The sequence below is a fragment of the Streptomyces sp. SL06 genome (assembly GCF_058244745.1).
This window is the reverse complement of the sequence record NZ_JBSYOT010000002.1, coordinates 919,233-938,569: the sequence shown is the minus strand read 5'-3', so window position 1 is coordinate 938,569 and position 19,337 is coordinate 919,233. Positions and strand designations below refer to the sequence as shown.

Below are 19,337 nucleotides of genomic sequence, written 5' to 3'. Positions count from 1 at the left end.
GCTACAACTCCTTGATCCGGACGTCCCGGTACGAGACCACGTCCGCCGTGCTGTGTACCTGGAGTCCGATGTAGCCGGAGGCGAACCGCCGCCCGTCGGTGCCCGGGTCGTCCGAGCGCTCGGGGTAGAAGTCCTGGCCGCCGATGTTGTCGAACTCGTTGATCAGCACGCCGTTGCGGAAGACCGAGTAGTGCTGGTCCACCACCCGGATCTCGTAGTCGTTCCAGGTGCCCTTCTCCGTGACACCGGCCCCGGCGAGGCCGACCCGGTCGAAGCCGTACACGGAACCGGACTTGTACATGTCGCCGGTCGGGCTGTCGAACACCTGTATCTCGTGCCCGTACTTGATGGCCGCCCACTCCGGCCGGGGTTCCTCCGGGTGGTCGTGGATCTGCGGGAAGCGCACGAAGACGCCGCCGTTGGTGTTCGCGGTGCCCGGTGCGTCGTCACGCCACTGGAGCTTCAGCGAGAAGTCGCCGTACTTGCGCTCCGGGAACCACAGCATGCCCAGGCCGTCCCTCGTGGTGCCGGAGGTGATCGACCCGTCCGGGTTCAGCCCGAACGAACCGCCGCCCACCTGCTCCCACCGCGCGAACGACTCCGGGGTGCCGTCGAGGATCGCGCGGTAGCCCTCGGTCTGTCCGGGCCTGCCGATCTCCGACTGGCGGGCGGCCTCGTTGATCGCCCGGTTCTCCCGCTCGTCGACGACGCCCTCGGTCAGGAGCCGGTCCGTGACCTCCCGTACGTGCTTGAGGAACAGGGCCTGGGACGACCACTCCTTCTCGTCCTCGATCAACTCGTTGATCCGGCAACGGCTGTTGGTGATCCGGTTCGGCACACCCGTGTCGACCGTGCCGACGATCACCGTCAGCCGTTCGTCGTACTCCGGGCAGGGCGGCGCCGGAACCCCGCCCGCCACCACCGTGAAGCTCACCGTCAGCGGCTCGGAGGTGTTGCCCGCCCGGTCGCTCGCCCGGTAGGCCACGGTGTGCCGGCCCACGCGGTCCACGACCACGGGGTCCGTGTACGCCAGGTAGGGACCGGCGTCGATCGAGTACTCCACGCCCGCCACGCCTGAGCCGCCCTCGTCGGTGGCGTTGACCGTCACCTTGGCGCTGCCGACGTAGGCGCCGTCGGAGTTCTTCGTGCCCTCCACGGTGGCGCCGGTCACCGGCGGGGTGGTGTCCTGCGGAGGAGCGGCGACGACGGTGAAGGCGACGCTCTTCTCCGCCGCGACGTTGCCCGCCTTGTCGGTGGCCCGGTAGCGCACGGTGTGCTCGCCGACCTCGTGCACCATCACCGGCGCCGTGTACGCCTGCCAGGCGCCGTCGCCGACCGCGTACTCGATGGTGTTGACCCCGGAACCGGTGTCGGAGGCGGTGACGGTCACCGTCGCCATGTCGATGTAGGCACCGTCCGGGTTCTGTTCACCGCTGACCGTCGCCGAGGTCTCCGGCGGGGTCGTGTCGTCGGTGTCCGGGGCGGCGACGGTGAACGTGATGCTCTTCTCCTCGGCGGCGTTGCCCGCCTTGTCGAACGCCCGGTAGCGCAGCGTGTGTTCGCCGACCTGGTCGACGACGACCGGCGTGGTGTACGGCTGCCAGGCACCGTCGGCGCCGAGGGCGTACTCGACGCGGTCCACACCGGAGCCGCCCTCGTCGGTGGCGCCGATCGTCACGGTCGCGGAACCGACGTACGCGCCGTCGGAGTTCTGCGTACCGCCCACCTCGGCCGAGGTCTCGGGCGCCGTGGTGTCCTCGCCACCGCCGCCCTCGGTCACCACGAGGACGCCCTTCATCTCCGCGTGGCCGGGGATCGTGCAGTGGTACATGTACCGGCCGGGGGAGAGGGTGACCTCGGCGGTGTGCTTGCCGCCCTGGTCGTCGCCCGGATTGGCCAGGATGTTCAGCTGGACGTCGTTGTTGTACTCGGGGTCGCCGGTCATGAACGTCAACGTGTGCGGCATGCCGGTGGTGTTGCCGGTCGCCGCGCTGTTCTCGAAGACGATCGTGGCCGGACCCGCCACCGCCGTCTCCGGCGCCGACGTGTACTTGGTGATGTCGTCGCCCGCGGTCCAGGTCAGCACCTGGTCGGCCTCGGCCGCGACGGTGGGCTGCCCGGAGGCGGAGGTCGCCTGCAGACCGAGCACCATCAGCAGGCCGGCCAACAGGGCGGCCCACATTCTTCGTTGCCGTGTCACTGTGTCCCCCTCGCCAGTTGCCCGGCGGCCGGCGTCGGCCCACCGCCCTCGTAGGTGACCCGCCACAGGGCCGACTTGGAGTCCGAGGTGAAGAAGCCGCGGCCGTAGTCGAGGACGTACAGCGCGCCGTCCGGGCCGAAGGTCCAGCCCATCAGGTTCTTGATGCCGTCGTCGCCGATCGGCACGATCTTCTTCAGGGACTCCGAGTGCACCGGCAGTCCGCCGTCGCCCTGTGTCCTCGGATCCATCAGCACCGCGTTGCGCGGCTGGTCGGCGTCGTAGAAGTCGCCGACGAACCACTTGCCGTCCCAGTACGCCGGCCACTTGGTCTCGCTGGCGTTGTCGGCGTCGTAGCGGTAGACCGGGCCGTTCATCGCGGCCTGGCCGCCGCCCTTGAGCCAGGGCAGCCGGTAGACGGACTCGTCCTGCTTGTAGGACGGGACGCCGTTCTCGTCGCGCGGGAAGTCGGGTCCGCCGCCCTGCGGCGAGTACCAGATGTTGTTGCCGGTCACCGGCGGCAGGTTGACCAGGCCGTCGTTGTTCGGCGACTCGTTCTTCGGGTGGTCGCAGTCGTACCAGCCCAGCGGCTTCGTCGGGTCCGGCAGGTTCCGGTCCCGGTACGGCTGCTTGTTGCCCATGCAGTACGGCCAGCCCCGGTTGCCCGCCTCGGTGATCGCGGCGAAGGTGTCGTACTTGGCCGGACCCCACGTCGTCGACGGAGCGCCGGCGTCCGGGCCGACCCAGCCCGCATACAGGGTGTCGGTCGCCTTGTCGACGGAGATGCGCGCCGGATTGCGCACGCCCATCACATAGATCTCGCCGCGCGTCTTGCCGCCGCCCTCGGCGGTCTCCTTGCCGGTGAACAGGTTGCCCTCGGGCAGGGTGTACGTGCCGTCCGGCTCCGGGTGGATGCGCAGGATCTTGCCGTTGAGGTTGTTGGTGTTGCCGGCGGTGCGGCGCGCGTCGGCGAAGGAGACGCCCTTGAAGTTGGGCTGCGGGTTGTTGCCCGAGTAACCGTCGCTGAAGCCACTGGAGTTGTTGTCACCGGTCGCGATGTACAGGTTGTCCTTGGAGTCCCAGGCCAGCCCGCCGCCCGCGTGGCAGCAACTGTGGATCTGCACCGGCCACTTCAGCAGCACCTTCTCGCTGGCCAGGTCGAGCTTGTCGGTCGCCTGGTCGAAGGTGAAGCGCGAGACGCGGCGCTCGGCCATGTGCGTGTCGCGGTCGATCCCGGAGTGCGGCGTGTAGTGCAGGTACACCCAGCCGTTCCGCTCGAACCCCGGGTCCAGCTCGATGCCGAGCAAGCCCTCCTCGACCTTGACCAGTTCCTCGCCGCCGCCCTTGTTGCCGAAGACGGTCAGCGCACCGGCGAGGGTGGCCTTCCCTGTCTTCGGGTCGTAGACGTGGATCTCGCCCGTGCCCTTGCCGATGTCCGGGTCGTCCCAGTCGGTGACCACGGGCAGCGAGGAGTCGGTGCCGCCCCGGCCGATGTAGAACACGCGGCCGTCGGGCGCGGTGACCAGGCCGTGCGGTTCGCCGATCTGGTCGTTAAGGCCGGGCTGGTTGGGCTCGGTGAGCCGCTCGGCCTTGTAGTTGCCGGTGATGGTCGCCTTGCAGTCGGCCCGCGCCAGCCGCGTCGTCCACATCAGGGCGCCGCGCAGATGGGCCCGGAAGTCGGTCTCGTCGTACGAGGACACCGTGCCGCCCATGGCGGTGTAGAAGGACCGGCCGCCGTCGTAGTCCCGGCACCAACTGACCGGGTGGTCCCAGCCGTTGGCGCTTGCTCCGGGCTGGTACGTCGACTCGCGCACCCGGGCCACGGTGTGCACGTCGCCGGACGGGTTCTGCTGCCAGTTGGGCCACTGGTCGAGGTGCTTCCACTCTGCCGGGAGGTCCTTGGTCGCCGGATGGCGCCGGTCGCCGACCTCGACGGTGGCCCGCTGGGCCTGCGTCGGGCTGTTGGCGGCAGGCCGGGCGCCGACCAGACCGGTGAACCAGTCCGAGTACGGCTCCGCACGGGCCGCGTCGTGGATGCCGAGGAACCCGCCGCCGGCCTCCATGTACGCCTCGAGACCCGCCTCCTGCGCCGGATCGAGGACATCGCCCCCGCCGGTCAGGAACACGATCGCGTTGAAGCGGCTCAGTCGCTCCTCGTCGGTGAAGACCGAGGCGTTGCCCGTGGCCTCGACGGCGAAGCGCTCGTTCTCCGGGCCGGACAGCCCGATGCGCTCGATGGCCGCGATCCCGGCGTTGACGACCGGCGACTCCTCCCCGGCCGCGGCGGAACCGTAGAAGATCAGCACTCGTACGTTCGAGCCGCCGGGAGGCGACGTGATCGACATCGTTGTCACAGACGGGTCCGGCGCCGGGCGCGCGCTGGCGGCGGGGCCCGACAGCAGGCCCGCGGCGACGAAACCGGCGGTCAGGGACGCCGCCCAGACGCGTCTCCTGGTGCCCTTGGCGCTCAACCCTCGTAAGTCCATGGGCTTGTGATGCGAGGTGAACCGCACGTGGTCACCCACCCCTCCTCGGTCGCGGCAGCAGCGCCAAGGAAGCTAGACCTCTTTGCGTGGTTCGCCAATAGGTATGACCGGGATGGAACGAACTTTGTCCTGAGTGTGGATAAACCGAGCGGCAACCGGTACGGTCCCACAGGTTCAGCACGGCCGATATCGGCTACGTCTCCGCAAATTCCGTACCAGCGTGGGGAGTTCGGCATGGACAGGCGAGGCTTCAACCGGCGGGTACTGCTGGGCGGCGCGGCCGTCGCGACATCGTTGTCCATCGCTCCGGAGAACGCCGGCGCCGCGGCGAAGGGGGTCGCCGCGAGGACGGCACCGGCCGGGGGCGAGGTGAGACACCTCAAGATGTACGCCGAGCAACTGCCCGACGGTCAGATGGGCTACGGCTTCGAGAAGGGCAAGGCGTCCGTCCCCGGCCCGCTGATCGAGATCAACGAGGGCGACACGCTGCACATCGAGTTCGAGAACACCATGGACGTGACCGCGAGCCTGCACGTCCACGGCCTCGACTACGAGATCTCCAGCGACGGCACCGCCATGAACCGCAGCGCGGTCGAACCCGGCGGCACCCGCACCTACACCTGGCGCACCCATGCGCCCGGCCGCCGGGCGGACGGCACCTGGCAGGCGGGCAGCGCGGGTTACTGGCACTACCACGACCACGTCGTCGGCACCGAGCACGGCACCGGCGGCATCCGCAAGGGCCTGTACGGTCCCGTGATCGTGCGCCGCAAGGGCGACGTGCTGCCGGACGCCACGCACACGATCGTCTTCAACGACATGCTCATCAACAACCGGGCGCCGCACACGGGCCCCGACTTCGAGGCCACCGTCGGCGACCGCGTCGAGATTGTCATGATCACGCACGGCGAGTACTACCACACCTTCCACATGCACGGTCACCGCTGGGCGGACAACCGCACCGGCATGCTCACCGGCCCCGACGACCCGAGCCGGGTCGTCGACAACAAGATCACCGGCCCGGCGGACTCCTTCGGCTTCCAGATCATCGCGGGGGAGGGGGTGGGCGCCGGGGCGTGGATGTACCACTGCCACGTCCAGAGCCACTCCGACATGGGGATGGTGGGCCTGTTCCTGGTGAAGAAGCCGGACGGCACGATTCCCGGCTACGACCCGCACGAGCACGCCCACGGCGCGGGGACCGGCGAGGACGCCGGGGAGGCCGCCGGGCACGAGCACTGACGCGCGCTTGACCGGACGGCTCACGCGTCGGACGGCCCAGGCGCCGGACGGCCCAGGCGCCGGACGGCTCACGCGCCGGAGCGTGGGGGCCGCGCCGTACCGGCGTTCACCGCCCGGCGGGAGCGCTCTCAATCTCCGCGCCACCCCGGGTCTATCCTGATCGGCACCACGCCGACGAGGAGTCCCGAAGTGAGCGAGCCAGCCCCGCGCCCCACGTTGGAGGCCGTGGCCGAACGCGCCGGGGTCTCGCGGGCCACCGTGTCCCGGGTGGTCAACGGGGCCCACGGGGTACGGGACGCGCTCGCCGAGCGAGTGCGGCGCGCGGTGGAGGAACTCGGATACGTGCCCAACCAGGCCGCCCGCAGTCTGGTGACCAGACGCCATGACGCCGTCGCCGTCGTCGCCGCCGAACCGGAGACCCGGGTCTTCGCCGACCCCTACTTCGCCCAGCAGCTCCGCGGCATCAGCAAGGAGCTGACCGCCCACGACAGCCAGCTCGTGCTGCTGCTCACCGAGGGCCGCGAGGACCACGCCCGGGTCGGCCGCTATCTGGCCGGTGGGCATGTCGACGGAGCCCTCGTCTTCTCCCTGCACCTCGACGACCCGCTGCCCGGCCTGGTACGCCGCGCGGGTGTGCCGACCGTGTTCGGCGGGCGCCCCGACTGGGACGACGGCCTCGACGACGTGGTCTACGTCGACAGCGACAACCGAGGCGGCGCCCGCGAGGCCGTCCGCCACCTGGCCGGCCTCGGCCGCACCCGCGTGGCACACATCGCAGGACCGCTCGACCAGACCTCCGCGGCCGACCGGCTCGCGGGCTTCCACGACGTTCCGGGCGGACGCCGGGGCGGGGCTGGTCGCGCACGGGGACTTCACCTCGGGCGGCGGGGAGCGGGCGATGCGGGAACTGCTCGACCGGTGCCCCGACCTGGACGCCGTGTTCGCGGCCAACGACCTCACCGCGGCCGGGGCGCTGCGGGTGCTGCGCGAGCGCGGGCGCCGGGTGCCGGACGACGTGGCCGTGGTGGGCTTCGACGACATGCTGCCCGTCGCCGAGCAGACCGACCCGCCGCTGACCACGGTCCGCCAGGACATCGAGGAGATGGGCCGGTTGATGGCCCGTCTGCTGCTGCGCGGCCTGGAACGGGGCCCCGCCGACGACGGCCCGCCGACCGACGCCGGGGAACCGCGGGCCGCGGCGGACACACCCTCCGGCGTGGTCCTGCCGACCACCCTGGTACGCCGCGCCACCGCCTGACCGCGGACGCGGCCCCGCACCTGACGGGGCAGCGGCCTGGACACCGCGCACCGCACGGACCGGCGAGCCGGACCACGCGCCCGACGCCCCCGATGTCCGTCGCGGGCATCCCCACCGCGCCGCCCAACTCCCGGGCCCGGTCGACCACGGCGTCCGTCCCCGTCGGGCCGTCGGCGAGCGGAACGTCCCCGCCGCGCACGCTGCTGGATGCCGAACGGCGTCCCGAGCGGGTCGGCGAGGACCTGCCCCGTGCGCCCGGATCCGCCGGCGGCAGGGGTGGGCGTGATCGCCCGCCTCGGAAGGGGCCCCGGTGCCCGCACCGCCGGCGGTCGCCTCCGCGCGCCGCCGTGCGGTACCGCGCGCGGCGGGGGACCATCGGGTCGGCCGCGGGCCCGGCCCGCACCCTTGCGTTGATCCCGCGTTGATCGAACGTTTTTCGTGCTCCGGCACGCTCCTGACCATGCACACCGAGACGATCCCGACGCCCGACCTCGCCTGGCAGGAGGAGGCGTTGTGCGCACAGACCGGGGGAGACTTCTTCTTCCCCGAGCCCGGCAGTTCCGTACGGGAAGCGAAGCGGATCTGCGCCCTGTGCCCGATCCGCTCGGCCTGCCTGGAGTACGCGCTGAGCAACGACGAGCGCTTCGGCGTCTGGGGCGGGCTGTCGGAGAAGGAACGGCTGGCCCTGCGACGCACCACGCACTGAGGACGGCCCGCGGGCCCTCGCCGCCCGCATCCGCCGCCACCCGGTACCGGACGTGCGCGACGCGGCGCTGCAGGAGACGACGGCCCACGAGTGACGCCGGCCGAGGCCCCGGAGCGAGAGGTCAGCCCGCTGCTCGGGCCGCCATCCGGGCCTTGCGTGCCGCGAGCTTCTCGTCGAACTTGGCGGCCTCGGAGTCCAGTCCGCCCATGTAGAGCCCCAGTTCCTCCTGGGCCGCCTGCCCCTCGGGACCGAGTCCGCCGATTTCCATGATCTTCAGGTAGCGCAGCACGGGCTGGATCACGTCGTCGTGGTGGATACGCAGGTTGTAGACCTCGCCGATCGCCATCTGCGCGGCGGCCCGCTCGAAGCCGGGCATGCCGTGACCGGGCATCCGGAAGTTCACGACCACGTCCCGCACCGCCCGCATCGTCAGGTCGGGCGCCAGCTCGAAGGCCGCCTTGAGCAGGTTCCGGTAGAAGATCATGTGCAGGTTCTCGTCGGTCGCGATGCGGGCCAGCATGCGGTCGCAGACGGGGTCGCCCGACTGGTGGCCCGTGTTGCGGTGCGAGATGCGGGTGGCCAGCTCCTGGAAGGCGACGTAGGCCACCGAGTGCAGCATCGAGTGCCGGTTGTCCGACTCGAAGCCCTCGCTCATGTGGGCCATGCGGAACTGCTCCAGCTTGTCCGGGTCGACCGCGCGCGAGGCGAGCAGGTAGTCGCGCATCACGATGCCGTGCCGGCCCTCCTCCGCGGTCCAGCGGTGCACCCAGGTGCCCCAGGCGCCGTCGCGGCCGAAGAGGCTCGCGATCTCGTGGTGGTAGCTGGGGAGGTTGTCCTCGGTCAGCAGGTTCACCACCAGGGCGATCCGGCCGATCTCGGTGACCTTGGACTGGTCCTTCTCCCAGGCCTCGCCGTCCTCGAAGATCCCCGGGAAGTTCCGGCCGTCGGTCCACGGCACGTACTCGTGCGGCATCCAGTCCTTGGCGACCTTGAGATGCCGGTTGAGTTCTTTCTCGACCACTTCCTCCAGCGCGTACAGCAGTCGGGCGTCGGTCCAGTCGGCGGAACTTCCAAGGGGCGGGGAGACGGTCGTCACAGAGAACTCCAGGGGACGTGCGACAGAGCGGAAAGCGGCCCGGCGAGCGGTGCCGGGAACCTACGGAATCGTAAGCTACGAAACCGTAGGTTACGAGACCGTAGGTTAAGCGTGCCGTAAAGGCCGCTGATCAGCCGCGGTCGCCCGGGAAACGCCGAGGCCCCGGGACACGCAGGTCCCGGGGCCGAAAGGGTGAAGGGCGCGAGGGCTCAGGTGTACAGCTCCCGCAGCCGCACCGAGAGGCACGTCACACAGCCCTCCAGCTTCTCGAACTCGCCGATGTCGACGACCACCGGCTCGTGGCCGAGATCGGCGAGCAGCTCCGCCGTCTTGGGCGCGCTCGCCGCCATCAGCAGCTTGTCGCCGCCGAGCAGCACCACATGCGCCCCGGACTCCTCCGGCACCGGAAGGAAACGGGGGAACAGCGACGGCACGTCCGTCTGCGGGATGTGCCCGATCACCGTCCCGTCCGGCAGCGCCGTGACCGCCGACTTCAGGTGCAGCACCTTGCTCACGGGCACCGCGACGATCCGGGCGCCCAGCGGTTCGAAGGCCGCCCGCAACTGCTGGATGCCGGCCGCGTTGGTCCGCCCGCCGCGCCCGACGTAGATCGTGTCACCGATCTTCAGAACGTCGCCGCCGTCCAGGGTGCCCGGCTCCCAGACCCAGTTGACCGAGCAGCCCAGCCGCGCCACGGCCTCCTCGACGCCGGCCGTCTCCGCGCGCCGGGACTCGGCGCCGGGCCGCGTGATCAGCGCGACGTTCCGGTACACGACGACCGTGTCCTCGACGAAGACCGAGTCGGGGCAGTCGGCGGCCGGGTCCACCTCCAGCGTCTCCCAGCCGTGCGCCCGCATGGCCTCGACGTAGGCGTCCCACTGCTCGACCGCGAGGGCGTGATCGACACTCTCCCGTTCGATGTGGGTCACCAGCCCCTCGGCGAGCCGGGGACTGGGGCGGCGGACGAGGGCCTTCTTGCTGGGCACGACGGGCCTTTCGTATGGGCGCTGGGCTGTCCGGCGCCCGTGGCGCGACGCCGGTCCGCCATCATGCAGCGGGGACACGGGTGGGCGGAAGCCCCGTCGGCCCCTCGTGGCCCTCCTGAGACGCTCCGCCGCGGGAGGCCGGCACGCTACGCGGGATTCCCGACGGCTTCCGGCGTGGTCTCCCTCAGCTCTCCCTCCTCCATCAGCAGCCACCGCGTGATGCCGAGCGACTCCAGGAACGGCACGTCGTGGCCGGCCACGATCAGCGCCCCCTCGTAGGAGTCCAGCGCGCTGGTGAGCCGGCGCACGCTGGCCATGTCCAGGTTGTTCGTCGGCTCGTCCAGCATCAGCAGTTGCGGCGCGGGCTCGGCCAGCATCAGGGCGGCCAGCGCCGCCCGGAAGCGTTCGCCGCCGGACAGCGTCGCCACCCGCTGGTCGGCGCGGGCGCCGCGGAACAGGAAGCGCGCGAGCCGCGCCCGGATCCGGTTGTTGGTGGCGCCCGGCGCGAACCGGGCCACGTTCTCGGCGACGCTCAGCTCGTCGTCGAGTACGTCGAGGCGCTGCGGCAGGAACCGCAGCGGCACATGCGCCGTCGCCTCGCCGGCCACCGGTTCCAGCTCCCCGGCGATCGTGCGCAGCAGCGTGGTCTTGCCCGCGCCGTTGCGCCCGATGAGGGCGATCCGCTCGGGGCCGTGCAGGTCGAGGCCGCCCTCCACCCGGGCGCCGTACACCAGTTCCAGCGCGCGCAGTGTGAGCACGGCCCGGCCCGGCGGCACGGCCGTGAACGGCAGGTCGACCCGGATCTCGTCGTCGTCCCGCACGGCCACCACCGCGTCGTCGAGCCGCTCCTTGGCCTCGGCGAGTCTCTCCTCGTGCATGATGCGGTGCTTGCCCGCGGACTCCTGCGCCGCCCGCTTGCGCGCCCCCATGACGATCTTCGGCTCGCGCTTCTGGTCCCACATCTTCTGGCCGTACCGCTTGCGGCGGGCCAGCTTGACCTGGGCGTCGGCCAGTTCGCGCTTCTGCTTGCGCAGGTCCGACTCGGCGACCCGCACCATGCGTTCGGCGGCCTCCTGCTCGACGGCGAGCGCCTCCTCGTACGCCGAGAGATTGCCGCCGTACCAGGTGATCCCGCCGGAGCGCAGGTCGGCGATCTGGTCGACCCGTTCCAGCAGCTCGCGGTCGTGGCTGACCACGACCATCACGCCGGGCCAGGACTCGACCGCCGCGTACAGCCGCCTGCGCGCGTACAGGTCGAGGTTGTTGGTGGGCTCGTCGAGGAGCAGTACGTCGGGCCGCCGCAGCAGCAGCGCGGCCAGCCGCAGCAGCACCGACTCGCCGCCCGAGACCTCGCCGACGGTGCGGTCGAGCCCGATGTGGCCGAGACCGAGTTCGCCGAGCGTGGCGAGGGCGCGCTCCTCCACGTCCCAGTCGTCGCCGAGGGTCTCGAAGTGCTCCTCGGCCGCGTCGCCCGCCTCGATGGCGTGCAGCGCGGCCCGCCGGGCGGCGATGCCGAGTGCGCCGTCGACCCGCAGCGCGGTGTCGAGCGTGATGTTCTGCGGCAGATGGCCGACCTCGCCGGTCACGCGGACAGTGCCGCCGGACGGGGTGAGCAGTCCGGCGAGCAGCTTCAACAGGGTGGATTTCCCGGCTCCGTTGACACCGACGAGGCCGGTCCTGCCGGGGCCGAAGGTGGTGTCGAGCCCTTCGAAGACGGAGGTGCCGTCGGGCCAGGCGAAGGACAGTGATGTACAGGTGAGGGAAGTAGACGTACTGGACATACGGGATCTCCGCGGTTGCTCGATGCGGTCGGGGGCACACGCGTATCGAGACACCGGGGCGGCGAGCGTCGTCCGGCGGGGAAGGAGGAGCCGCACGCAGGGGCCAGGCCTGAGAAGAGCCCTGCTCCGCAAGGACGGCTCGAACGCCGAGGTCGCACGCGGCGTACACACACGTGTGGTGTGTGACGCGGTGTCTCAGAACCTCAGACGAGCAACGTCCTTCTCCGATCGGCGGCAGCAGATACGCCGTAAACGCTAGGAGGGACCGGGTGGGCTGTCAACGGATTAACGCGGCCCCGGTCCCACGGCCCCGAGGAGGCCCCGTGCCCAACGGCCCGCTCTCACTGCCGGCCCGGCTCTGCCTGCTGGCCTGGGCCCCCGCGCGGCCCGGGACCGCCGACACCGCCCGGGTCCACCACCTGGTGCGGGCCGGCGCGCTCACCGAGCTGGCCCAGCGCGGCCTGCTCACCGACGACGGCGGCATCGCCACCCCCGTCGACCTGGACTCCCGCACCGGGGACGCCGTCCTCGACGGGCTGCTGGACCTCGTCCGAGAGTCGCTGCCGCACCCGTGGCGGACGTGGGTGCGCCTGCACGCGCGGGTCACCTACGACGCCGTACGGGAGCAACTGGTCGCCGAGGGACATCTGCGTGCCGACAGAAAGCGTGTCCTCGCAGTGTTCACCTCCGTGGAGTACGTCCTGGCGCGGCCCGCCGTGGCGCGGGCGCTGCGCGAGGAGACGCGGGAGGTCCTGGAGGGTCCGGTACCGGCCGGGGAGGTCTGCGAGCGGGACGCGGCCGTGGCCGTGCTCGCGGCCGCCGCGGAACCGGGCACGCGGGCGGGTGACGGCGCGGGGGACCGGGCGCGTCGGGAGCGGCGGATCGCGGAGCTGACCGGGCGCGTCGGGGCGGCGGCCCCCGGGCTGCGGAGGGTTGTCGCGGAGCTGCGGGGCGCGGTGAGTGACGAGACCGCGCGGGCCGTGGCGTCCCCGGGCGGCTGAGGCGACGCGTCGGCGCCGGGGGCGGAGCCGCAGGGGTCAGTGGCTTCCGCGCATCAGCTCCGCCAGGTCGTGGTCGAGGTCCAGCTGGAGGTGCTCCAGGCCGACGGGCACCAGCTCGCCGGCGGCGTGCAGGAACCGGCGCAGCTCGCCCGAGCGCACATGGATGACCGCGGTGCCCTCGGGCGCGTGGAACTCCAGGACGGTGCGGTCGTATCCGTACGGGCGCACCCGCACGTCGCCGCGGCCGTCCGGCTCCCGCATACCGGCGATGAGCAGCTCGCGGGAGAAGGTCCAGCAGACCTCCACGCCTTCGAGGGTGGCGGGGGCGGGGAAGGTCATGCGCACGGCGAAGGGGTCGTCGCGGTCGTAGCGCAGGGTGGCGGGAATGCTCGGCATGCGCGGTGCGGCGGCGACGAGGCGCGCCTCGACGGGCTGCTCAATGACGGTGGACAACGCCTTGCTCCCTCGTGACGGCAGGACGGGCTCTGGGGATGGTGCGGGGCCGGGCACTGGAAGAGACGTTGGAATCAGCTGATCCGTGCACACGAGGACCGAGTGACCTCTGTCACCGCGTTCATGCACGGGAGTGACACGGCTCTCCCCGCGCGCTCCACAAGGCACTTGGGGCCTCGCGCGGCACGTGGGTGTTCCTCCGCGACGTGGGTACCCGTCCGCCGGACGCGAGAGGAAGTGAGCGGATCATGCCGAGCGGGTCGAGCCCCAAACGGGAGCGGCAGTACGAGCACATTAAGGACAGCGCCAGGAACCGCGGCGAGAGCACCGGCCGCGCCGAGGAGATCGCCGCGCGGACGGTGAACAAGGAACGCGCCCGGTCCGGCGAGTCGGAGACCGCCAGCCGCACGTCGACTCGGGACATGTCGCCGGCCAGGCGCGGCGGACAGCGGGCCGGGAAGCGGCAGGGCCCGCAGGGGCCCACCTACGACCAGCTGTACCAGGAGGCCAAGCGCCGTCATGTCAGCGGCCGTTCGGGCATGAACAAGGACGAGCTGCGGCGCGCCCTCGGCAAGTGAGCCGTTCGGAGCCCCTGACCGGCCCCCGCGTACGCCCCCGTAGGCTTGCGGTCACCATGACGACCGTGACCGCGCAGATTCCCGCCGACTGGCCCGCGACCGAGGAGCGGGCCCGCGCCGTCCAGGACGAACTGCGCACGCGCGTGGTGCTCGACGAGACGGGCCCGCCGCCCGGCACGGGCCGGGTGACCGGAGTGGACGTCGCCTACGACGACGAGCGCGACGTGGTCGCGGCGGCGGCCGTCGTGCTCGACGCCGCGACCCTCGCCGTCGTCGCCGAGGCCACGGCCGTGGGACGGATCTCCTTCCCCTACGTGCCCGGCCTGCTCGCCTTCCGGGAGATCCCGACCGTCCTCGCCGCCCTGGACGCCCTGCCCTGCCCGCCCGGCCTGGTCGTCTGCGACGGCTACGGACTGGCCCACCCCCGCCGCTTCGGCCTCGCCGCCCACCTCGGCGTACTCACCGGCCTGCCCACCATCGGCGTGGCCAAGAACCCGTTCACCTTCGCCTACGAGGCCCCGGACACCCCGCGCGGCAGTACGTCACCGCTGCTCGCCGGCGCCGAGGAGGTCGGGCGCGCCGTCCGCACACGCGACGCCGTGAAGCCGGTCTTCGTCTCGGTCGGCCACCGAGTGAGCCTCGACAACGCCTGCGCCCACACCCTGGCACTGACCCCCGCCCACCGACAGCCGGAAACCACCCGCAGGGCCGACGCCCTGTGCCGCACGACCCTGCGACGGGCCACCCGCCCGGCCTGACCCTCGTGCCGGTTCGCGCCGCCCCCGTGATCTGCGAGTATCTGGGAGGTGTCGTACCGGACGAAGGAGAACGGTTGCTACGTCTTCGAGCAGTGGGCAAGCGCTATGGCCGTGGCGACTGGATCCTGAGAGACGTGGATGTGCAGGCCCCGGCCGGTGAGGTCGTGGCATTCGCGGGCGGGAACGGATCGGGGAAGTCGACGCTGCTGCGGATCGCGGTGGGCCTGTCCCGGCCGACCTGCGGCACGGTGGCCGCCCGGCCGCCCGTCGTCGGGTACGTACCGGACCGGTTCTCACCCAACGAACGCATGTCGGCCGCGGCCTACCTGACGCACATGGGCCGCGTCCGCGGGCTGACCACCCCGGTCGCCTCGGAGCGGGCCGGCCGGCTGCTGGACCGACTCGCCCTGGTGGGCGGCAGGCACGCCCCCCTGCGGAGCCTGTCGAAGGGCAACGCGCAGAAGGTCGCACTGGCCCAGGCCCTCCTGGTGGAACCCGGGCTGCTCGTCCTGGACGAGCCGTGGTCCGGCCTGGACGCCGACGCCCATGACGTGCTCGCCGAGATCATGACCGAGGTCGCGGCCTTTGGCGGCACCGTCCTGTTCACCGACCACCGCGAGTCGGTCACCCGGGCCCGCGCCACCCGGACCTACACGGTCGGCGAGGGCCGCGTGTCGTTGCGGGGACCGGAGCCGCGGGCCACCGAGCGGCGACCCGCGTCCGACGTCGTCCTGACCGCGCTCCGGGACGGCCGCGCACCGCAGGACGTCGCCTGGGAGCAACTGGACGGCGTACTCACGGTGGACCGGGACGCCACGGGCATCAGGATGCGCGTGGCACGCGAGTCCACCGACGCCCTGCTGTGCACCGCGCTCCGGCACGGCTGGTCCGTCGAGCGCGTCACCGGGACGACCACGGACCACCACCGGACGCCGGACGCCGCGATGAACGCAGACGTGCGGTGATCGCGCTCGTCCGCTACACCTTCGCCACCGTGCTGCACACCCAGCGCTATCTCGCCCCGCTGCTCCTGTTCATGGGCCTGATGGGCGTGCTGACCGTCAACGGCGGCGGCCCGCTGCCACCCGCCTACGCCTCCTGCGCCGGCGCGCTGTTCGTCTGCTCGACCTGGCTGACCATCGCCCTGATGAGCCTGGACGACCCGCCGCAGCGGGCGATCGTCGTCGTCACCGCGGGCGGCCGCTCGCTCACGGTGCTGCTCGCGGCGATCGGCACGGCCCTGCTGAGCTGTCTCGTCCTGATGGTCTTCGGGCTGCTCTTCCCGTTGTGGATGGGCGACCACGTGGTCACCGCGGCCGATCTTCTGCTGGGCATCGAGGCACAGCTCACCTGCGCCCTCGCCGGCATCGCCATCGGCGTGCTGTGCTCGCGGCTGGTCTTCAAACGGCAGGGGTACGCGCTGGTCGCCGCCCTCGCGCTGGTGACGGGAGCCCTCTTCGCCAAGGGCATGCCTCCGGTCAACCGCCTGTTCACCCTGATGGCCTCGACCCCCGACGCCGCGCAACTGCTCGCCCCCGCCGGCGTCATGCTGGCGATCTCCGCGGTGATCCTCGCCGTGTTCACCGCCGCCACGCAGTTCGTCGCCGGGCGCGGAGAATAGACCGCCGGCCGCGCGTGCCCAACGGGGCGTGCTCGGCGCGGCGGGCGGTTCGGAGACCGCGTACCTACACCTCGACGCTCCAGCGCCCCACCTCCCGGTACGCCGAGTCGTAGACCGTCGAACCGTCGCCGGGGCGCAGCGCGTAGTGGTGCAGGTTGCCGCCCCAGTAGCGCAGGATCCGCTGCAACTCGGCCGTGGGGTCCTCGGCGAGTGCGCCCTCGTCCATGGTGACTTCGAGAAGGAACTTCATACCCTCAAGGGTTTCACTGAACTTCCCCTTGGGACTTTGCCGTACCTCCGCGCGCTGGAGCCCTGGTGGTGGGACGTGGGAGGCGGTGGAAGTCTCCAAGGGCGGGACCGTTCGGATCATCTGAGTGTCCGAGCGGATGTGCCCCACCGCCGGCGGCGGCAGGCTGGCCCCATGACCTCACGCCGCGCGCCCCGCCGCCCCGCCCGCTCCACCCGGCCCGTCGAGCGGGCGGTGGTCGCGGGGCTGGTGCTCGCCGTGGGGGCGGGGCTGGCCTGGATCGGCGGGATGATCTACACGATCGCCGTGTGGTCGGGGTAGGGCGGGTCGGCGGCGGGTCCGTCAGCGGGTCGCGGCCACCCGGAAGCGGATGCCCACCGCCCGCAGCCGCTCGATCAGCGCGTCGCCCATCGCCACGGCCGGCGTGACCTGTCCGGCCGTCGCCGGCAGATCGTCGAGGGCGAGACACAGCGCCGCCTCGGCGAACATCTTCGCCGTCTCCCCGTAACCGGGGTCGCCGCCCGCGACCTCGGTGAACACCTTCCGGCCACCGCCCTCGCCCACGAAGCGCACCGAGAACCAGCTCCTCGCCCGCCGCTCGGGCCCCGGCCCGTCACCCGGCCTCAGCCGCTCGGACAGCCGGCGCCGCACGGGCGGCACCTGGGCCGCCGCCACCAGCGCGCCCGCGGCCGCCACCCCGCCCACCGCGACGGGCAGCCGCCGCACGGCCGCGTAGTGGCGGTAGCGGAAGTCGGGGCCGTAGCGGTCCAGGGCCTTCGCGGAGCGCCCCACGACCCGCGCGTCGACGGTCGGCAGCGGCAGCGCCCAGGCCCCCACCTCCCCGGCGAACCGCGGCCCGCCCAGCGGCGTCACCACCCGGCGGCCCACCAGCCGCGGCTCGTGCCGCCGGCGTTCCAGCGCCGCGGCCCGCTGCTGCCGGCCGCGCGCGAACTGACCGAGCGCGGAGGCGAACGTACCGCCCGAGAAGGTGGCGTCGGCGCTGACGAAGCCGTCCACGGTCAGCGGCACGCCCCGCGGCAGCCGGCGCACCGTGAAGTACACGCCGAGATCCGCAGGCAGGGACTCGAAACCGCAGGCGTGCACCAGTCGCGCACCGGTCTCCCGCGCGCGTGCGTCATGACGGACGTACGTCAGGTCCACGAACTCGGGCTCGCCGCAGAGGTCGAGACAGTCCGCGCCGGAGTCGGCGCAGGCGGCGGCGAGCGCGTCGCCGTGGCGGACGTACGGGCCGACCGTCGTCGCCACCACGCGCGCCTGCTCGGCGAGTTCGCGCAGCGAGGCCGGGTCGGACACGTCCGCGCGCAGCACGCCGACATCCGCCGCGCCGGGCAGCCGCTCGCGCAGCCGCCGCAGCTTCTCCTCGTCGCGCCCGGCGATCGCCCAGCGCAGCCCCCGGGGCGCGTGTGCGGCGAGGTGCTGCGCGGTGAGTTCGCCGACGAAACCCGTCGCCCCGAAGAGCACGATGTCGTACGGCCGATCGGCCCTCTTCAGCCCGTTCATGACATCCCTCCGTCACCCTCCGGCAACCCCTGGGTCCGCAGCACGCGCCGTTGCCGGTGGCTGAGGCTAGCGTGAGGAACGCGTCGCCCGGAGCCGGGAGTGCGCCACAATGGGCTAAGCGCTTGCTCGCCCGGGGCTTGTGCCGAGTGGAACACGTTCTTAGCATCACTGGTGTTACAGCAGTTGTGTCACAGAGCTTGGGGATGCGATGCCGCAGACGAAGACGCCGGCTCAGGGCCCGCTCGCCGGCGTGCGCGTGGTCGAACTGGCCGGTATCGGCCCCGGGCCCTTCGCCGCCATGCTCCTGGCCGACCTGGGCGCCGATGTCGTCCGCGTCGACCGTCCCGGCGGCTCCGGCCCCGCGATCGACCCCGCCCACGACATCACCAACCGCAACAAGCGTTCCGTGATCGTCGACCTGAAGGCGTCCGACGGCCCGGCCCGCGTCCTCGACCTCGCCGAACGCGCCGACCTCCTGATCGAGGGCTACCGCCCCGGCGTCGCCGAACGGCTCGGCGTCGGCCCCGGCCCCTGCCACGCCCGCAACCCGCGCCTCGTCTACGGCCGCATGACCGGCTGGGGCCAGGACGGACCCCTCGCCCGGCGCGCCGGACACGACATCGGATACATCGCGCTCACCGGCACCCTCGGCATGATCGGCGCCCCCGACGGCCCGCCGGCCGTCCCCGCCAACCTGGTCGGCGACTACGCGGGCGGCTCCCTGTACCTGGTCGTCGGCCTCCTCGCCGCCCTGCACCACGCCCGCGCCACCGGCACCGGACAGGTCGTCGACGCCGCCATCGTCGACGGCACCGCCCACCTCTCCACGATGATCCACGGCATGCTCGCCGCCGGCGGCTGGCAGGACCGCCGCGGCGCCAACCTCCTCGACGGCGGCTGCCCGTTCTACGGCTCCTACGAGACCGCCGACGGCCGGTACATGGCGGTCGGGGCCCTGGAACCCCGGTTCTACGCCGAGTTCACGGACCTGCTCGGCATCCCCGACCGGGCGTCCGCCCGCGACGACCCGGCCCGCTGGACCGAGCTGCGCGAGGCCATCGCCGCCCGCTTCAAGTCCCGTACCCGGGACGAGTGGACGGCCGTGTTCGCGGACTCCGACGCCTGTGTGGCCCCCGTGCTCTCGCTCCGCGAGGCCCCGCACCACCCGCACCTCGCCGCCCGCGGCACCTTCACCGACCACGGCGGCATCACCCAGCCCGCCCCCGCGCCCCGCTTCTCCGCGACCCCCACCGCCGTCCGCACCGGGCCCGCCCTCCCGGGCGCCGGCTCCGAGGCCGTGACCCGCGACTGGGACCTGCCCCGCGACCCCCTGCCGGACGGCCCCGTGAAGACCACTCGGCCGGACGGCCCCGAGCCGAACGCCTCCGTGAACAACCCTCAGTGAA

Annotated in this window: 17 protein-coding genes and 2 pseudogenes; 10 read left to right on the top strand and 9 right to left on the bottom strand. The window is 72.2% G+C overall.

The genetic code is table 11. The features are described 5' to 3' along the window. Nucleotide 1: 1 nt before the first annotated feature. Both AC4IHM_RS04135 and AC4IHM_RS04130 read right to left on the bottom strand, forming a co-directional pair. The gene (locus AC4IHM_RS04135; protein WP_490870758.1) at nucleotides 2-2,182 is read right to left on the bottom strand and encodes an OmpL47-type beta-barrel domain-containing protein; all 2,181 of its coding nucleotides are present in this window, start codon (nucleotides 2,180-2,182) and stop codon (nucleotides 2-4) included. A 14-nt stretch (nucleotides 2,183-2,196) separates the two neighbouring features. Continuing rightward, complete coding sequence (locus AC4IHM_RS04130; RefSeq protein ID WP_490865720.1) at nucleotides 2,197-4,683, bottom strand: ThuA domain-containing protein; 2,487 nt, start codon at nucleotides 4,681-4,683, stop codon at nucleotides 2,197-2,199. 234 nt (nucleotides 4,684-4,917) lie between these two features. Here AC4IHM_RS04130 and AC4IHM_RS04125 point away from each other — a divergent pair, with 234 nt between their 5' ends. The 3 genes and pseudogenes from AC4IHM_RS04125 (at nucleotide 4,918) to AC4IHM_RS04115 (ending at nucleotide 7,889) form a co-directional block, all read left to right on the top strand. Next, complete coding sequence (locus AC4IHM_RS04125) at nucleotides 4,918-5,925, top strand: multicopper oxidase domain-containing protein (protein ID WP_490865719.1); 1,008 nt, start codon at nucleotides 4,918-4,920, stop codon at nucleotides 5,923-5,925. Nucleotides 5,926-6,114: 189 nt separating this feature from the next. After that, a pseudogene (locus AC4IHM_RS04120) lies at nucleotides 6,115-7,183 on the top strand (LacI family DNA-binding transcriptional regulator). A 460-nt stretch (nucleotides 7,184-7,643) separates the two neighbouring features. Continuing rightward, nucleotides 7,644-7,889 (top strand): WhiB family transcriptional regulator, encoded by a 246-nt coding sequence (locus tag AC4IHM_RS04115; RefSeq protein ID WP_490865718.1) that lies wholly within the window; start codon nucleotides 7,644-7,646, stop codon nucleotides 7,887-7,889. 121 nt (nucleotides 7,890-8,010) lie between these two features. Here the strand turns inward: AC4IHM_RS04115 and AC4IHM_RS04110 are convergent, their stop codons facing one another. The 4 genes and pseudogenes from AC4IHM_RS04110 to AC4IHM_RS04095 all read right to left on the bottom strand — a co-directional run. After that, entirely contained in the window at nucleotides 8,011-8,985 is a 975-nt protein-coding gene (locus tag AC4IHM_RS04110) for an acyl-ACP desaturase (RefSeq protein ID WP_490865717.1), read from the bottom strand. Between the two features lie 209 nt (nucleotides 8,986-9,194). Further along, complete coding sequence (gene ddaH, locus AC4IHM_RS04105) at nucleotides 9,195-9,971, bottom strand: dimethylargininase (protein WP_490865716.1); 777 nt, start codon at nucleotides 9,969-9,971, stop codon at nucleotides 9,195-9,197. A gap of 146 nt (nucleotides 9,972-10,117) precedes the next feature. Then, nucleotides 10,118-10,849: an ATP-binding cassette domain-containing protein gene (locus AC4IHM_RS04100; RefSeq protein ID WP_490870757.1), complete on the bottom strand. Its 732-nt coding sequence runs from the start codon at nucleotides 10,847-10,849 to the stop codon at nucleotides 10,118-10,120. A 348-nt stretch (nucleotides 10,850-11,197) separates the two neighbouring features. After that, a pseudogene (locus AC4IHM_RS04095) lies at nucleotides 11,198-11,665 on the bottom strand (ATP-binding cassette domain-containing protein); the annotation flags it as partial. 410 nt (nucleotides 11,666-12,075) lie between these two features. Here AC4IHM_RS04095 and AC4IHM_RS04090 point away from each other — a divergent pair. Further along, nucleotides 12,076-12,753 carry a GOLPH3/VPS74 family protein gene (locus AC4IHM_RS04090; protein WP_490865715.1) on the top strand — a complete coding sequence of 226 codons (678 nt, stop codon included), beginning with the start codon at nucleotides 12,076-12,078 and terminating at the stop codon, nucleotides 12,751-12,753. Between the two features lie 36 nt (nucleotides 12,754-12,789). Here AC4IHM_RS04090 and ssgD read toward each other — a convergent pair whose 3' ends face one another. Then, nucleotides 12,790-13,206: a spore wall synthesis regulator SsgD gene (gene ssgD, locus AC4IHM_RS04085; protein WP_490865714.1), complete on the bottom strand. Its 417-nt coding sequence runs from the start codon at nucleotides 13,204-13,206 to the stop codon at nucleotides 12,790-12,792. Nucleotides 13,207-13,454: 248 nt separating this feature from the next. Between ssgD and AC4IHM_RS04080 the strand changes: the two genes are divergently transcribed. The 4 genes from AC4IHM_RS04080 to AC4IHM_RS04065 all read left to right on the top strand — a co-directional run bounded on the left by AC4IHM_RS04080 (nucleotide 13,455) and on the right by AC4IHM_RS04065 (nucleotide 16,163). Continuing rightward, nucleotides 13,455-13,784, top strand: a complete 330-nt coding sequence (locus AC4IHM_RS04080) for a plasmid stabilization protein (protein WP_490865713.1) — start codon at nucleotides 13,455-13,457, stop codon at nucleotides 13,782-13,784. Between the two features lie 56 nt (nucleotides 13,785-13,840). Continuing rightward, a complete protein-coding gene (locus AC4IHM_RS04075) occupies nucleotides 13,841-14,542 on the top strand; it encodes an endonuclease V (protein WP_490865712.1) in 702 nt (233 codons plus the stop codon). Between the two features lie 134 nt (nucleotides 14,543-14,676). Next, on the top strand, nucleotides 14,677-15,507 hold the full coding sequence (locus AC4IHM_RS04070) for an ATP-binding cassette domain-containing protein (protein ID WP_490865711.1): 831 nt from the start codon (nucleotides 14,677-14,679) through the stop codon (nucleotides 15,505-15,507). Further along, the gene (locus AC4IHM_RS04065) at nucleotides 15,504-16,163 is read left to right on the top strand and encodes a hypothetical protein (protein WP_490865710.1); all 660 of its coding nucleotides are present in this window, start codon (nucleotides 15,504-15,506) and stop codon (nucleotides 16,161-16,163) included. The genes AC4IHM_RS04070 and AC4IHM_RS04065 overlap by 4 nt, the downstream gene beginning before the upstream one ends. 64 nt (nucleotides 16,164-16,227) lie before the next feature. On the opposite strand, the gene AC4IHM_RS04060 is transcribed toward AC4IHM_RS04065, so the two are convergent. Further along, on the bottom strand, nucleotides 16,228-16,413 hold the full coding sequence (locus AC4IHM_RS04060) for a hypothetical protein (RefSeq protein ID WP_490865709.1): 186 nt from the start codon (nucleotides 16,411-16,413) through the stop codon (nucleotides 16,228-16,230). 171 nt (nucleotides 16,414-16,584) lie between these two features. On the opposite strand from AC4IHM_RS04060, the gene mmpA reads away from it, so the two are divergent. After that, nucleotides 16,585-16,731 (top strand): morphogenic membrane protein MmpA, encoded by a 147-nt coding sequence (mmpA, locus tag AC4IHM_RS04055; protein WP_490865708.1) that lies wholly within the window; start codon nucleotides 16,585-16,587, stop codon nucleotides 16,729-16,731. 21 nt (nucleotides 16,732-16,752) lie between these two features. Here mmpA and AC4IHM_RS04050 read toward each other — a convergent pair whose 3' ends face one another. Further along, entirely contained in the window at nucleotides 16,753-17,931 is a 1,179-nt protein-coding gene (locus AC4IHM_RS04050; RefSeq protein WP_490865707.1) for a saccharopine dehydrogenase family protein, read from the bottom strand. A gap of 208 nt (nucleotides 17,932-18,139) precedes the next feature. Here AC4IHM_RS04050 and AC4IHM_RS04045 point away from each other — a divergent pair, with 208 nt between their 5' ends. Beyond that, nucleotides 18,140-19,336, top strand: a complete 1,197-nt coding sequence (locus AC4IHM_RS04045) for a CaiB/BaiF CoA transferase family protein (protein WP_490865706.1) — start codon at nucleotides 18,140-18,142, stop codon at nucleotides 19,334-19,336. Nucleotide 19,337: the final 1 nt, after the last annotated feature.